General features: G+C 45.5%; 10 protein-coding genes. 5 read left to right on the top strand and 5 right to left on the bottom strand.

Going from position 1 to position 16,209, the window contains the following annotated elements; translation table 11 throughout:
* Positions 1-65 precede the first annotated feature (65 nt).
* A complete protein-coding gene (locus tag IEY18_RS09035; protein ID WP_188920052.1) occupies positions 66-2,240 on the top strand; it encodes a patatin-like phospholipase family protein in 2,175 nt (724 codons plus the stop codon).
* A 160-nt stretch (positions 2,241-2,400) separates the two neighbouring features.
* Positions 2,401-4,455, top strand: a complete 2,055-nt coding sequence (locus IEY18_RS09030; RefSeq protein ID WP_188919938.1) for a M13 family metallopeptidase — start codon at positions 2,401-2,403, stop codon at positions 4,453-4,455.
* Between the two features lie 86 nt (positions 4,456-4,541).
* On the opposite strand, the gene hxpB is transcribed toward IEY18_RS09030, so the two are convergent.
* Complete coding sequence (gene hxpB, locus IEY18_RS09025; RefSeq protein ID WP_188919937.1) at positions 4,542-5,207, bottom strand: hexitol phosphatase HxpB; 666 nt, start codon at positions 5,205-5,207, stop codon at positions 4,542-4,544.
* 422 nt (positions 5,208-5,629) lie between these two features.
* Between hxpB and acnB the strand changes: the two genes are divergently transcribed.
* The gene (gene acnB / locus IEY18_RS09020; RefSeq protein ID WP_188919935.1) at positions 5,630-8,227 is read left to right on the top strand and encodes a bifunctional aconitate hydratase 2/2-methylisocitrate dehydratase; all 2,598 of its coding nucleotides are present in this window, start codon (positions 5,630-5,632) and stop codon (positions 8,225-8,227) included.
* 1,547 nt (positions 8,228-9,774) lie between these two features.
* Positions 9,775-10,776 carry a hypothetical protein gene (locus IEY18_RS09015; protein WP_188919934.1) on the top strand — a complete coding sequence of 334 codons (1,002 nt, stop codon included), beginning with the start codon at positions 9,775-9,777 and terminating at the stop codon, positions 10,774-10,776.
* A gap of 201 nt (positions 10,777-10,977) precedes the next feature.
* Here IEY18_RS09015 and rsd read toward each other — a convergent pair whose 3' ends face one another.
* Complete coding sequence (rsd, locus tag IEY18_RS09010) at positions 10,978-11,445, bottom strand: sigma D regulator (RefSeq protein WP_188919932.1); 468 nt, start codon at positions 11,443-11,445, stop codon at positions 10,978-10,980.
* A gap of 520 nt (positions 11,446-11,965) precedes the next feature.
* Here rsd and hemE point away from each other — a divergent pair.
* Positions 11,966-13,030 carry a uroporphyrinogen decarboxylase gene (gene hemE, locus IEY18_RS09005; protein WP_188919930.1) on the top strand — a complete coding sequence of 355 codons (1,065 nt, stop codon included), beginning with the start codon at positions 11,966-11,968 and terminating at the stop codon, positions 13,028-13,030.
* A gap of 92 nt (positions 13,031-13,122) precedes the next feature.
* Here hemE and IEY18_RS09000 read toward each other — a convergent pair whose 3' ends face one another.
* The 3 genes from IEY18_RS09000 to IEY18_RS08990 all read right to left on the bottom strand — a co-directional run bounded on the left by IEY18_RS09000 (position 13,123) and on the right by IEY18_RS08990 (position 16,209).
* Entirely contained in the window at positions 13,123-14,571 is a 1,449-nt protein-coding gene (locus IEY18_RS09000) for a sensor histidine kinase (protein WP_188919928.1), read from the bottom strand.
* A gap of 37 nt (positions 14,572-14,608) precedes the next feature.
* Positions 14,609-15,346, bottom strand: a complete 738-nt coding sequence (locus tag IEY18_RS08995) for a response regulator transcription factor (protein ID WP_188919926.1) — start codon at positions 15,344-15,346, stop codon at positions 14,609-14,611.
* Between the two features lie 155 nt (positions 15,347-15,501).
* Positions 15,502-16,209, bottom strand: coding sequence for a spondin domain-containing protein (locus IEY18_RS08990; protein ID WP_188919925.1), 708 nt, complete (start codon positions 16,207-16,209; stop codon positions 15,502-15,504).

The following is a 16,209-nucleotide window of genomic DNA, read 5'->3' as shown; positions in this document are numbered from 1 at the left end:
CTCTTTCTGTACAAGCTCAGAAGGATACTTCGTCTGAGCGATTGGCGCAGGTTTATACGCAATCGATGCCAGGAACGCAGGCAAATCAGCGACCTAAAATTGGTTTAGTTTTAAGTGGTGGTGGTGCGAAAGGGGCTGCGCATGTTGGCGTGCTTCAAGTTTTGGAGCAGCATCGCATACCGGTTGATTATATAGCTGGCACGAGTATTGGTGCCTATGTTGGTGGTATGTATGCTCTTGGTTATAGCGCTACCGAGTTAGAGGCTATCATGCTTGGTATTGATTGGAGCCAAGGCTATTCCGATACTATTGCGCGTGAGGCGCTGACCTTTCGAGATAAGCAAAAACGCGATCAATATAATATCCCAATAGATATTGGCTATAGCGAAGGAGAGCTAAAAACGCCAAGTGGTTTATTACGCGGGCAAACCATGTCGCAATTATTGCGAAAGTCTACCGATCTAGTGCAGCAATTTGGCCACTTTGACGAGCTCGCAATTCCTTACCGAGCCGTAGCTACGGATCTAGAAACCAGTCACGCAGTCATCCTCAACAATGGCAGCATTGTGAGTGCGATGCAGGCTTCTGCGACCGTTCCTGCAGCACTTCAGCCTGCACAAATTGATGGCAAGTTGTTGGTGGATGGCGGAATCGCCAATAACATACCGATTGACGTCGTTAAGGGAATGGGCGCGGATATTATCATTGCGGTCGATATTGGCTCGCCGTTGGTCAACAAAGATAAATTGAATAGTGCACTTGCTGTGTTAGATCAACTTTCGACTATGTTGACTAATGCTAGTTCTGACCGGCAGAAGCTACTGCTCACTGAGCATGATATTTTGATCCGCCCACAAATTGATGACTTAAGCACTACAGACTTCTCTATCATGCCCATTGCCTTTCCTTTAGGCGTAGAAGCTGCAAATCTCCACCTCACGCGATTAAAAGACTTTAGCTTGAGTGAATCGGAGTACCAAGCTTATCTGCAACAAAAACAAGCAAAGAGCCTTGCATGGTTGCGCCAGATCGATCGGCCAATCGTTGATGTGGTATTAAACAATGACTCAAAAGTGGGTGAGAGCTTAATTCGCGAATCTTTAGATATTAAGCCGGGACAAGTGGTGGATACACAGCTGCTGGATGCTGCAATCAATCAATTGTATGCACTTGATAAATTTGAGCGAGTAGATGCTGAATTTGTCGATACCCAGAAAGGGCGAATATTAGAGGTCACGACCAAAGCGAAATCCTGGGGACCGAACTACTTCGAAGTTGGTTTTAGTTGGGAGGATGACTTTACCCTGGATTCTGCAGTGACGCTGGATGTCGCTTACACTCTCACGGATTTAACAAAGACCGGGGGTGAGTGGCGTAGCGAACTTAAAATGGGGTTTGAAAAAGTACTCGCGACAGAGTTTTACCAACCGTTAGACTTAGACCAATTATTTTTTGTGAAAGCTAGATATCAATTTGAAATTGATAACTGGGACTACTTCGATGAAGACAATAATTTGGTTTTTGAGCTTGATAAAGAAACCCATTCTGTTGAGCTCGGTTTGGGGGTGAACTACACGCGTCAGGGAATGATTGAGTTTGGTGTCATTGCTGAGGAGGGCGCGATTTCTAATGATGCAATCTTGGCAACGGATGTTGACTTTAAATCTAAAGGCGCCTATTTCCGCTTTGGTTTTGATAGTTTAAATAGCATCAACTTCCCTACGGATGGTCGTCGGATCACCATTGATACCTATTTAATTAAGGAAGATTTTCACGACTTTGTCGGATATGAACCTGAGTATACTTGGCTTATTGAAGCAAACTGGAAAGGCGCATTAAGCCTTGGTAACCATGCGTTTGTTGGGAAGGCATCCTATGCAACGTTAGAAAAAGATAAGCTGGCAACCACGCATGTCTCTGAGCTTGGTGGTTTTCTGAATCTATCTGGTTATCACAAAGACTCATTAGCCGGAAATCACAAAGCTTTTGGTGCATTTATTTATCAATATGATTTGGGCCGGAGTGTATTGGGAATGACGGATTATCCACTGTATCTCGGGGGGAGTATTGAGGCCGGTAACGTGTGGATTGATCGCGATGATATCGCATTTAATGATTTGATTTATGCTGGTAGTTTGTACCTAGGAACGGATACAGACCTTGGTCCTGCGGCACTCGGTATTGGTGCATCAGATGATGGTGAACGAACCTTCTATCTGTTTATTGGTAAGAATTTTTAAATTCCCGTCGTACGGGGGCTGGCACTTATAGGTGCTAAAGCCCCCAGAAAAAATCACAAAGTTCATATCCATTTACAAATTTGCTCTGTAGCAATGCTCTGAGTATTGGTAACTTGTCGGGTTAAATCTAAGCCTATTGATACAAGGAATTGGGATCATCATGAAAAAAGTAAGCACACTTGCTCTGGGTATAGCCTTGAGCCTAGGCCTTGCGGCGTGCAGCACGAGTGACGCAGACAAAGCACTAACGGCACAAGCAGCTATGAGCTCTGGTATTGAACTGGAGAATTTTGACCATCAAGTACGCCACCAAGATGACTTCTATTATAGCGTGAATGGCAAGTGGCTCGCTAATACGCCAATTCCGGCCGACAAATCAAATTATGGTGCATTTAGTGTGCTCTACGAGCGCAGCCAGAACTCATTGCGGACAATTATTGAAGAAGCTGCCGCAAAATCTGGCAAAGTCGATGGTTCAAGCGAGCAAAAGGTCGGTGACTTCTATGCAAGTTATATGAACACTGAAAAGCTTGAGCAACTGGGTGTGACACCACTGAGTCAGCAGTTACAGTCGATTGCCAGTGCCAAGAGCCACGATAAAATTGCGTCACTTATGGGTGAGTTATTAACCAGTGGCACGAGCATGCCTTTTGGTTTCTATGTCAACAATGATGCTAAAAACTCAAGCCAGTATGGTGTGTATTTCTATCAGTCAGGTCTGACGCTGCCAGATAGAGATTATTACTTAAAAGATGATGCGAAGTTTGTCGGAAACCGTGAGGCGATGGTTGCCTATATTACCGATGTGATGACGCTTGCTGGTTATGAGCAGCCGCAACGCGCAGCCAAAAATGTTGCGAAAGTAGAGAAGTTTTTAGCGCAGAGCCAATGGAGTCGCGTTGAATCTCGCGATGCCAATAAGAGTTACAATAAAATGGACGTGCAAGCGCTCCAGCAACTGTTGGGTGGGTTTAATTTAGAACAGTTTGCTAAAGCTGCGGGCATGCAAAACGTTCAAGAAGTCATTGTTCGTCAGCCATCATTCCTTGAGAAGTTTGGTCAACAGTTTGATCAATTCCCTTTAGCCGCTTGGCAAGATTACTTAGCTTTCCATGTGGTTGATAACTACGCTGAGTTACTGAGCAAAGATTTTGTCGATCTCAATTTTGCTTTCCATGGCACGCGCCTGAAAGGTGTGAAAGAGCAATCTCCGCGTTGGAAAAAAGCGGTTGATGCTGCCGACCAAGTGATTGGTGAAATCGTGGGTATTGAATACGTGAAACGTAACTTCAAACCCGAAGCGAAAGCACGTATGGAAACCATGATTCAAAATCTAATTAAGGGCTTTGAAGTTAGCATCAATGAGCTTGAGTGGATGACACCGGAAACGAAGGTGGCAGCACAAGAAAAGTTATCTAAGTTTACTTATAAAATTGGCTACCCAGACAAATGGAAAGACTATAGTGGTCTGACGATTCAAGCGGATGATTTGGTGGGTAACTACCAACGTTATGCCCAGTTTGAGTATCAAGGCATGCTTGATAAGCTCGGTAAACCGATTGACCGTACCGAGTGGCATATGACGCCGCAAACAGTAAATGCATACTATAGCCCTGTAAACAATGAAATTGTGTTCCCAGCAGCAATCTTACAGCCACCATTTTTCAATATGGATGCTGATGATGCAGTGAACTACGGTGGTATCGGCGCTGTGATTGGCCATGAAATCAGTCATGGTTTTGATGATCAGGGTGCCAAATATGATGGTGATGGTAACTTGCGAAACTGGTGGTCAGATAAAGACCGCGAAGAGTTTAAAAAGCGTGGTGCGAAGTTGTCTGCACAATATGCTAAATATGAAGCGTTACCGGGACGCTTTGTTAACGGTGATTTAACCTTAGGTGAAAACATTGGTGACTTGGGTGGCTTAACGGTTGCAGCGAGATCTTACCAACTCAGCTTGAATGGCCAGCCGGCTCCAGTGCTTGATGGTTTGACGGCTGAGCAGCGCTTGTTTGTGGGTTGGTCGCAAGTATGGCGTCGAAATTACCGTGATGAAGAGTTGGGTCGCCGTTTATTGACGGATTCTCATTCGCCAAGCCATTTCAGAGCAATGGGAACACCACGGAATATTCCAGCGTTTTATGAAGCGTTTGAGTTGAAAGAAGGTGATGCAATGTATTTGTCACCTGAAGATCGCGTAAAAATCTGGTAGTACGTTTTAAGCATGAAAAAGCCCATCAATTGATGGGCTTTTTTTGTTTGAATATTGCTTGCACGGGCTTATTTGTGTGTTGAAACTTAGCTTTTATTCAGCAGCTGGGTTGCAAGTTCATCTAAGTCGTTGAGTTCTGCATGAGCGAGAACCCAGCGGGCTTGCCCCCGGTCTTCAGGCGCTGGGATGACAATGGTTTGCATGTTCGCTGCTCTGGCAGAAATCAAGCCATGATAAGAATCTTCAATTGCTAAGCAGAGGTGGGGTTCTATATTTAGCTGTGCCGCACAGTTTAAATAGACCTCAGGGTGAGGCTTGCCATAGCGAAGCCCCTCTGCGGATTCAATGGCATCAAAATGCTGGCGAATATCTAGACGCGTTAAGACGGCCTCTAAAATGCATTGAGGTGAAGAGGTGGCTAGCCCGATTTTGAGTTTGGTTTGCTTGCATGCCGCTAAAGCCTGCAAAACCCCTTTTAAAGGCGTTCCTGATTGTAAAATCGTTGCGACCATTCGCTCTGAGATTTGTTGAGTTGTTTCGCTATTATTGTAGTTGGCCCACGGGCGGCGTTGGTGCCAATAGCTCACCACTTGATCAATCCTGAGTCCAGTCGTTTGTTTGGTGTCTGCAAGCGTTAAGTTTAGACCCAGAGCATTAAACACTTCTAGCTCGGCTTGTTGCCAACTGGGTTCTGAGTCAATAAGTACGCCATCCATGTCGAAGATGACGGCTTCAATTTTAGATATCTGCATAAAAGAGTCATATTGTTGCGTGAAATATATTCAATAATGCCATTCATTATTATTTTTATGAATGATTATTAGCTTATCATTTGTCAGAGTTATAGTGACTATTTGATTTTGAGTATGGCGCTAGTTGTCCATTCATATTAGATTAGAGACTCGGATATAACTAACTGTAAAAATAGTTATTTTTTCTGCTTTCACACTATTGTCTAATTTTAAACAGCAGTTCAAAAGCATAGTCTACGGCCTATATCCAAATTGGCTCGTGATTTCTTTTATACCAGAGTGTGATCTAATTCATACTATTGCCAAGCTGTAGTATACTGCGGTCTGGAAAATCAGGTCGCCCCTGCCGGACTGTATCCTTCAATTGGGAAGAAGCGCAGTTACATCATAAGAGCGCCGCTAAAACAAAGAGGAATGTTGTCGTGCTAGAAGCATATCGTAAACACGTCGCTGAACGTGAAGCACAGGGTATTGTCCCTAAGCCACTCGATGCCACCCAAGTGGCTGATCTTATAGAACTCGTAAAAAATCCTCCAGCAGGCGAAGAGTCTTTTATTCTCGACTTGCTAGAAAATCGTATTCCACCGGGTGTTGATGAAGCTGCTTATGTTAAAGCAGGTTTCTTAGATGCGTTGGCGAAAGGTGAAGTGAGTTCGAGCATTGTTTCCGCTGCGCGCGCAGTTGAACTCTTGGGGACCATGCAGGGCGGTTATAACATCGACCCTTTGATTGCGCAGTTAGATGTTGAAGCACATGCTCCACTTGCCGTGACTGCATTATCTAAAACATTATTAATGTTTGACGCGTTCCATGATGTCGTCGAAAAAATGAATGCAGGTAACGACTACGCCAAACAAGTTGTTCATTCGTGGGCAAATGCAGAGTGGTTCCTGAACCGTCCTAAGCTAGCTGACAAGATCTCCCTGACTGTATTTAAAGTGACGGGTGAGACTAACACTGATGACTTATCTCCTGCACCAGATGCATGGTCACGTCCAGATATCCCATTACATGCACTAGCTATGCTCAAGAATGCTCGCGATGGCATTGAGCCTGATGAAGCGGGCGCTATTGGCCCAATTAAAAAGATTGAAAGCTTAAAAGAACAAGGTTTCCCACTCGTATACGTGGGTGACGTTGTGGGTACTGGTTCTTCGCGCAAATCAGCAACCAACTCCGTATTGTGGTTTATGGGCGATGATATCCCGAATGTACCGAATAAGCGTGGTGGTGGATTCTGTCTCGGTGGAAAAATTGCCCCGATTTTCTTCAACACCATGGAAGATGCTGGTGCACTGCCAATTGAGCTCGATGTTAGCAAAATGAATATGGGTGATGTGATTGATATTTATCCATATGAAGGTGCGGTGAAACGTCACGGTAGCGAAGAAGTGATCTCAGAGTTTGCTCTGAAAACTGACGTATTGATGGACGAAGTCCGTGCTGGTGGCCGTATTCCATTGATTATTGGTCGCGGTTTGACTGATAGAGCTCGTGAAGTGTTAGGTCTTGAGGCGTCAACTGAGTTTGTTCGCCCACAAGATGTCGCAGATACCGGCAAAGGGTATACATTAGCGCAAAAAATGGTGGGTAAGGCATGTGGCGTAACGGGTATTCGTCCGGGTCAATACTGCGAACCGAAAATGACATCTGTTGGATCGCAAGATACGACGGGGCCGATGACTCGTGATGAGCTTAAAGATTTAGCGTGTTTGGGCTTTAGTGCTGACTTAACGATGCAATCTTTCTGTCATACATCGGCTTACCCTAAACCTGTGGATGTAAATACTCATCACACGTTACCTGATTTTATTATGAACCGTGGCGGTGTATCGCTGCGTCCAGGCGATGGTGTTATTCACTCTTGGTTAAATCGCATGTTATTGCCTGATACTGTGGGTACAGGTGGTGACTCGCATACTCGTTTCCCTCTCGGGATTTCGTTCCCTGCAGGTTCCGGTTTAGTTGCATTTGCTGCTGCAACCGGTGTTATGCCGCTGGATATGCCTGAATCTATCTTGGTTCGTTTCAAAGGTGAAATGCAGCCGGGTATTACGTTACGCGATTTGGTTCACTCGATTCCTCTGAAAGCGATTGAGATGGGACTTTTGACGGTTGAGAAGCAAGGTAAGATCAATGCCTTCTCGGGACGAGTTCTTGAAATTGAGGGCCTAGAGCAACTCAAAGTTGAGCAAGCGTTTGAGCTTTCTGATGCATCGGCAGAGCGAAGTGCTGCTGGTTGTACAATTAAGCTTGATAAAGAACCCGTCATTGAATACTTGAATTCTAATATCGTCATGCTGAAGTGGATGATAGCTGAAGGATATGGCGACCGCCGTACCATTGAGCGTCGTATCACTGCGATGCAAGAGTGGTTAGAAAACCCTGAGTTAATGGAAGCTGATGCGGACGCAGAGTACGCCGAAGTTATTGAGATTGACTTGAATGATATTAAAGAGCCAATCCTTTGTGCGCCGAACGATCCAGATGATGCAGTGCTACTGTCTTCTGTGCAAGAAACTAAGATTGATGAAGTCTTCGTTGGCTCTTGTATGACTAACATTGGTCACTTCCGTGCGACGGGTAAGATGCTCGATAAGTTTGCCAAAACTTTACCAACGCGTTTGTGGGTTGCTCCACCAACCAAAATGGATAAAGACATGCTGACTGAAGAAGGTTACTACGGCATCTTCGGACGTTTAGGTGCACGTATCGAAACTCCTGGCTGTTCTCTGTGTATGGGTAACCAAGCGCGTGTTGCTGAAGGTGCGACAGTGGTTTCGACTTCTACGCGTAACTTCCCGAACCGTTTAGGCACAGGTGCCAATGTTTACTTAGCTTCTGCTGAGCTTGCGGCGGTTGCTGCATTACTTGGCCGTCTACCATCGCCATCTGAGTATCAAGAGTATGCGAAAGAGTTGGATGCCACAGCGGCAGACACCTACCGTTACCTCAACTTTGATGAGCTAGAGTCTTATACCAAGAAAGCTGAAGAAGTGATTTTCCAGTCAGCGGTATAACGGGGTTAGCAACAAACTAATCAAGTAACCATTCAATCCAAAAGCCGGCATTAACGCCGGCTTTTTTATGTCTCAGATTTGGGTTGAATTTGTGGCCTTCAAATGACCCTTTCCCGTTTCTTTTGGCCTCGCGGCCAACCAAAGTCGTGGCGCTTCGCCCACACCTGAGCAAAAGGGTAAAGCGTTTGTACCCCTTTGCAAACCCTCAACGCCCCATTGCGAAGTTGTCTTTCCTAGTGCTTATTCGAAATTAGCTAACATTTCCGATGGTATTTCCATATACCCCGAAAATTAGCTCAGCATCCATGCTGAGCTTACGCTATTTTCTTCAGCGCCCTGCGGCAGCTTCGAAGGGGGGGGCATCGCCAAGCCCATATGGATGTACTTGCGGCGTCACCTTGGGGATATGGATACAAAAGCCTGCGGCAGGCAATAGGTTGATTTGAAGTCATGGCTTTCAAATTGCCAAATTGATTGGAATGCGGCCTTGCGGCCGAGAAGGTCGTGGCGCTTCGCCCACACCCGACCAGAGGGGATCAACAGCAATCCCCTCTTGGATCACCCTGCCGCCCCTTAACGAAGTTGTATTTCCTCCCCCCTTTTGGATAAATCAGTAACGATTTCGATGGTACATCCTGTACCCCGAAATCTATGCTGACATCCATGTCAGCATCACCTGATTGATTCCAACGGGCTTCGGCAACTTCGAAGGGGAGTTATCGTAACCCGATGGTGCATCTGAACTTTCCAATTAAGGCTAAATCGAAGAGATAATTAACCCGTACAAGCGCGGCTGTGGATTTCCAAAACATGGATGTTTTGGTAAAGCCCCCAAGGATGGGTTCACGGCGTTCCACAGAAGCGTTTGTGCAAAAGCCTGCGGCAGGCAATAGGTTGGATTGAAGCCATGACTTTCAAGTTGCCAAATTGATTGGAATGCGGCCTTGCGGCCGAGAAAGTCGTGGCGCTTCGCCCACACCTGAGCAAAGGGGTAAAGCGTTTGTACCCCTTTGCAAACCCTCAACGACCCATTGCGAAGTTGCTTTTCCTAGTGCTTATTCGAAATTAGCTAACATTTCCGATGGTATATCCATATACCCCGAAAATTAGCTCAGCATCCATGCTGAGCTTACGCTATTGTCTTCAACGCCCTGCGGCAACTTCGATGGGGAGTCAGCTTAACCCGAAGGCGCATATGGAACTTCCAAATTTGGCGAAATCGAAGAGACAATTATCCCGTACAAGCGCGGCTGTGGATTTCCAAAACAGGGATGTTTTGGTAAAGCCCCCAAGGATGGGTTCACGGCGTTTCACAGAAGCGCTTGTACAGAAGCCTGCGGCAGGCAATAGGTTGAATTGAAGCCATGGTCTTCGATTTGCCAGCTTGATTCGATGAAGCGCAAGATGTTAACCATTGTAAGAAATAAAAAAGATACGATATTTTCACTGAAATTAAACACATAATAGGTGGGAGAATTCCGTGTTCAAACACAGGTTATTTCCGCTTCATACGCTGTTGGCTGAAAGTAATAAGAAGGATATTTAAAATGGGATGGAAAGGAACAGCCCGTTCATTTGGTGCAGCAGTTCGTGCTGCTGAGCGAGATGCCAAAAGAAGGCAAGGAGAGCTTGAACGGCAGCAAAAGCAATATGAAAAAATGCAAGAGTTAGAGCAGGCTGCATACGAAGTAGAAGTCTTTGAAAATCATATCGAAGTCATTCAATCAACCCACAAAGAATGCAATCCCACAATAGAATGGAAAAAAATTGCAGTATCTAAGCAACCTGCCGAACCTCAAAAGAGCAATCATAATGAAGCTGAGGCGCGTAAAATATTAGATGCTTATAAGCCTGGATTTATAGATCGTCTAATTAAGCGAGAGGAAAAGAAAAGAGCGAACCTTTCACAAAAAATCGATGAGGCTATTAGTGCCGATGAGGCTTACTACAAATCAAGAGCCTCCAAGTGGAAGAACGAAACAAAAGAATGGAAAGAAAGTGTCGCAATAGCTAAAGCTCTTTTAGATGGCAAAGCAGAAGCCAAAATAGAAGCAATTGAAATCCTTCAGCCATTTTCAGAAATTTCAAACCTTGGATCAAGCTTGTCAATATCTGTTTATGACAATGGTATTTTAGAGGCAACAATAAACGTCCACGGAATTGAAATCGTACCTAGTGAAACGAAAAGCTTACTAAAAAGTGGGAAGTTGTCCGTTAAGAATATGCCAAAGGGTAGATTTAACGAAATATATCAAGATTATGTCTGTAGCTGTGTGTTACGTATAGCCAACGAGCTATTTTCAGCTATTCCTGACAATCTCGTACTTGTCACGGCTGTAGATGAATTGCTTAACTCTAAGACCGGCCATTTAGAGGAAGCCCCTATTTTATCTGTGGCAGCATCACGCAGCACTATGGAAAGCCTGAATCTGGATGCAATAGATCCATCAGATTCCATGGTTAACTTTAAACACAATATGTCGTTCCAAAAAACTAAGGGCTTCAATCGGGTTGAACGCATAGAGCCAGAGGGTCTAGATTGGGTGTAGTCCAGCAGTTAACAAGCGTAACTACAAGGGAAAACAGCCGCTATTCTCCAATTTTCCAGTGTTGCGGGCGTTAATTTCTAAAATTCGATTTAGCTCGATGTTACCCGGATGGTAAGAGGTGAAAGTTCATTGATCAGTGATGTTCAAAAACATCACCACTGCGCCATGTAGGCAATGTCGCAGTGGTGACGATGTAGAGGCTTACGAGTGTTTCGTATGTAGAACTTCCAGCAGCTCATCTTCTAGAGCAAAGCGCGTTTCCATTGCATGGCCGAGAGAAGAGAGATCTTGATCGAGTTGGATCAAAACCTTATCACTTTCAGCTTCGGAGTATTTATCATTAAAATCTAGGGCACTATCTGTGGTATCGCTAATCCGCGGTACTAACTGCTGGGCAAGTGCTTTACTGGATTGACCATGCTTTTCACATGCCGTGACGAGCTGGTCGTATACCTCAAAATGTCCTTCCGAAACATAGTCGACAAGTAGCCCACAAAAAGCACGAATATTCTCAATTGTTGGTAAGGTTTTCTCTTCCGCATTGTATGGCGGTAACCCTGCAACTTGGCAGTAGTTCACGAGAAGCTTGCGACGATGTTCTAACCACTGATCGACGAGGGAGTTTGCTCCGCCCCATTTTTGTTGAGCCTTTTCAAGTTTTCTTAACATAATTGTGTCCACCTACTAGACCGCTATTAACTTCTAATGTAGGGGAGAGTGGGTAGGTGATCAACCGTTTTGTTGCAATTTTGAAAACAAAGTTTGAAGACAAAGCCGCTGTTTTCATGAAAGAAAATTGAGAATTAAATAACGGACAATAAAAAGCCCAGCCGTAGAGTCTACAGCTGGGCGAGTGCGATTTTTCAAGGGCTCGATTGAAACGAGCTTCTTCATAGTTCTTGCTAGCGCGTACTTTTTATATCAAACGGCTATTTTAGGTGCAACTTTTTTGTTCACCAGTGGGAGCAAGTCGCCAAGTCATCCCCGTTCTGTTAGCCAGTTCATGATAATGGTTATTTGCGCTGTGTGGCTTTTGGCTTTGTGAACAAGTTCCTCTCGGGTAAGCGGCACTAATTTGATCTCGAACCAGTTTTGGTCACAAAAACCTTGTTTCCTTAAGGTTACTTTAACAAGGTCGATGCTAAACTAGCGCCAATGCTGATCTAACTAAGTGTAGGAATTAAGCCAAATGGCAGAACTAAAAAATGATCGTTATTTACGTGCCTTACTAAAGCAGCCTGTTGATAGAACGCCAATCTGGATGATGCGTCAAGCTGGACGCTATTTGCCTGAGTACAAAGCGACTCGTGCAGAAGCTGGTGACTTCATGTCATTGTGTAAGAATCAGGATTTGGCTTGTGAAGTCACTTTGCAACCACTACGTCGTTACGACTTAGATGCTGCGATTTTGTTTTCTGACATTTTGACTGTTCCTGACGCCATGGGTCTTGGGTTATATTTTGAAACGGGTGAAGGCCCGCGTTTTGAGCGCCCAACAGATACAATTGATGCAATTAAAAAGCTATCAATCCCTGACCCTGAAGATGAACTTGGTTACGTGATGCGTGCAGTGAGCACGATCCGTCGCGAGCTGAAAGGTGAAGTTCCATTAATTGGTTTTTCGGGTTCGCCTTGGACGCTTGCAACCTATATGGTTGAGGGTGGATCAAGTAAGACATTCGAGAAAATTAAAAAGATGGCTTATGAAGAGCCAGCCACTTTACACCTATTGCTCGATAAACTTGCGGATTCAGTCATTCTCTATTTGAATGCACAAGTTGCAAACGGTGCACAAGCCTTGATGATCTTCGACTCTTGGGGGGGCGCACTGTCACACCATGCTTATCGTGAATTCTCTTTGCGCTACATGCAAAAAATTGTTGATGGTTTGACTCGTCATGCTGATGGCCGCCAAGTACCAGTGACCCTATTCACTAAAGGTGGAGGCTTATGGTTAGAAGCGATGGCAGATACTGGCTGTGATGCACTAGGTTTAGATTGGACTGTTGATATTGGTGATGCACGCCGCCGTGTTGGTGAGCGAGTGGCACTACAAGGCAATATGGACCCATCAGTATTGTATGCATCTCCAGAGCGTATTCATCAAGAAGTTGAGCAAATCCTTGCGTCATACGGTGAGGGTACGGGCCATGTATTTAACCTTGGCCATGGTATTCACCAACATGTGAATCCTGAACATGCAGGTGCATTTATTAACTCAGTTCATGAGCTCTCTAAGCAATATCACAAGTAACCCTTGTGATATGTAATAAAAAAGGCCCGTTTAGGGCCTTTTTTATGGGTGCAGATTGGTCCCACCGGGCGAGTTTTTCCCACATTTTCAAATCAAACCAGTTGAATTCGGAACTGACTGCCTTTCCCGGGTTGGCTTTCAATTTCGATGGGGTACTGCAGAAGTCCTAATAGTTGCCGCACTATCGCCAGCCCAACGCCGAGCTGTGGCAATGCCGCATTATCCTCGTATCGAATCGGCTTGCCAGACATTTGTTGTAGGGCGCTAAGTTCGTGTTGATGCATACCTGAGCCGGTATCCACGACATCGAGCCATTCCTGCCCATTTTTTGAGTGGTGTCGAATCGATATTTTGCCACCGCTAGGTGTATAGCGAATGGCATTATCGACGAGATTACTAATCACTCGCTTGAGTAGGTGTGGATCGGTTTGAATTGCGCGGTCATGGGGCAACTGAAAGTCCAGCTGAATCCCTTGCGTTTCTGCGCGTGGCGCAAAGCTTTGTTGCAGTTCTTCGAGCAATAAGCGGAGTGACACTTGCTGGACTGAAGCGTGAACCTGGCCATTTTCTAAAGCTGCTAATTCCAGTAGTTGCGCAAGCAATTGTTGCAGCGTTTTTCCAGAGTTGGCAGCAATTTCTATCCACTCAGCTTGGCGTTCATTTGGTGGTGTGACTAGCCATGTTTCAATATAGCCCTGCAAAGATGTGAGAGGCGTTTTTAAGTCATGGGATAAATGGAGAAGGAATTCATGTTTGGCCTGCTGTTGCCCTGCGATTGTTTGATGTTGCAGGCTCAGCTCTGCGAGTAATTTATCGATGTGCTGGCTGAGCTGGTTGATCTCACGGCTACCTCGATAATCCCCTGGCAAAGCAACGCCCTCACTGAGGCTTTGACTTGCAACTTGTCCAAGGTCGTATTCAAGACGTGCGAGTGGCGCAGTGAAATACTTGAGGAGAAGGGTAAAAATAATCAAAGCGGCCAAAATGCCAAAAGCAATTGCCGCACTCCACTGTTTCGGGGCTTGATGCTGACTGATGAGGGTTTGCCAACTATCAAATATTTCGCCGCCAATGATGACGTAAAGATATCCTGTATGCTGGCCTGACTGGTCTAATAAGCGAGTTGCGGAAAAAATCTTTTGCTTGGTTTCACTTCTGGGATCGGTGCCGAGCAAGGGTAATTCTTGGCCTGCAATAAATTGTTCAATGTATTGTATATCGACTTGCGAAGATTTAATTTTTTCTTTCTTCGCGTCATATGCAACGACTTTGCCCGAGGTATCTAATGTATATATCTCGAAGCTTGGCCCAAGTAGCATGAAATCATGAAATGCTTCTTTTAACGCTGCATCGGAGGTTACCCCTTTGGATAGGAGCGGGTTGATATGTGCCATGTGAGCGGCCAGCTCTTTATGCAGTGATTGCTGAACCTGCTGGCTGGTGAACTCATGGCTAAACTGTAGCCATTGCCATATTGACGCAAATAACAGAATGACGGCAAATGTTGCAGACAGCCAAAGCCGACTAAATAAACTTTTCATAGAGCAGCCTAAAATCAATGAGTAAGAGTCGTAGGGATTACTGGGTTGCTAGATTGCTCGGTGGCGCGAATTTGTAGCCGACGCCCCATACCGTTTTGACGAGATCAGGATTGCCCGGTGCTCGTGAAAGCTTGCCCCGCAGACGGTTGATATGGCTATTCACCGTATGCTCATATCCCGAATGGCTATAGCCCCATACGGCTTCGAGTAGTTGCATTCGGCTGAATACTTGTTGAGGGTGCTGCGCCAAATACAATAACAAATCGAATTCTCTTGCCGTTAATTCAAGGGCGTTATTGAAGGCAACAACTTCTCGCGTATCACAGTTGATGGTGATCCCGTTGAACTCTAAACGCTGCTGCTCAGTGTGCTGTTTAGCCCCTCGGCGCAGCAGAGCTTTTACCCGTGCTCTTAATTCTAAAACGCTAAAAGGTTTTACGAGGTAATCGTCTGCACCGGATTCAAGGCCGAGCACAATATCTGCTTCGCTATCCTTTGCCGTAAGCAACATCATCGGGGTTTCACGGCCGCTTTCTCTGAGTTGCTGGCATAACATAATGCCATCTCCATCAGGGAGCATTCTGTCCATTAAAATGAGATCAATCGATTCATCTGCAACCATCTTATTGGCCTGCTCTAATGTAGCGCAATGAAACACCTTGTAGTTCAAGGCATTTAAGTTGAGCATGACCAACTTGGCTAGATCTTGCTCATCTTCAACCAACAAAATTTGTTGAATTGTTTTGTCTGGGTTCGATGCATGTAATCCTTTCATTTTAAAAATCCTCTCGGCAGCCCTGTTTTCACAAGACCTGCCTAGAAGTATTTTTATTGCAGAGGATTCATTCGGGACGTTCAAATGACGGCTTCATCTGACGTCAGATTTGACGGATTTCAACGCCCGAATCGACGACATCTAACAGTTTACAGTTACTCGCTGCGTGCGATCGTGACGCTCATGGTTGGGTTATCAAAGCGATGAGAGGCGCCAAGTACAGAATCACTGAGACCATCATCTGCACTAATGACACCGGGGTGACTATGAACGCGGTTGACATCATCTCGCGCCGCGTTGAATCCTTCACCACCATCAGCAGGTCCGGGAATGGTTCCCTTGGCTTCAGAGTTGTTTTCTGTGCCAGCATCATAGGTGATGGTGCGCATTTTAACCATTGAGCCAGCCGCGAGGGCTGAGATGTCATAGTTACCAAGCCCAGTAAAAGCATCATTGGTGTTGACTAGCATTGTGACCACACTGAGGTTGCTTACTTGCGCTGCAGTGAGACTCAGGTTAATGGTTTCGCTCATGCCAGGTGCGATAATACCACTACCACTGACGAGTGCTGCAACGCCTGTTTCAGTCGCGAGCCCTGAGCCATCTCCTGACTCTGCGAGGGTTTCTAGTGCGACACTTGCAGGCATGCCTGCGGTCCAAAGCGGTGTATCTGCTTGGTGAGCGACCACAGCAACAGGTGAAAAGGGCTGATTTGCCGTTAAGTTGGTGACGGTAACCACGTAATCAAAACTCTCTGGCTCAGGTGCTGGCGTTTGGTCATCGTCATCGGAACAGCCCACGAGCGTCAAGCTGGCAACTACGGCAAACGCTGTCGCGCCGTATTTAAATGTTGAATAAGCCAT

Origin of the sequence: Shewanella gelidii (assembly GCF_014647855.1) — a bacterium.
GTDB classification, from domain to species: Bacteria; Pseudomonadota; Gammaproteobacteria; order Enterobacterales; family Shewanellaceae; genus Shewanella; species Shewanella gelidii.
This window is presented reverse-complemented; position numbering and strand designations above follow the sequence as displayed.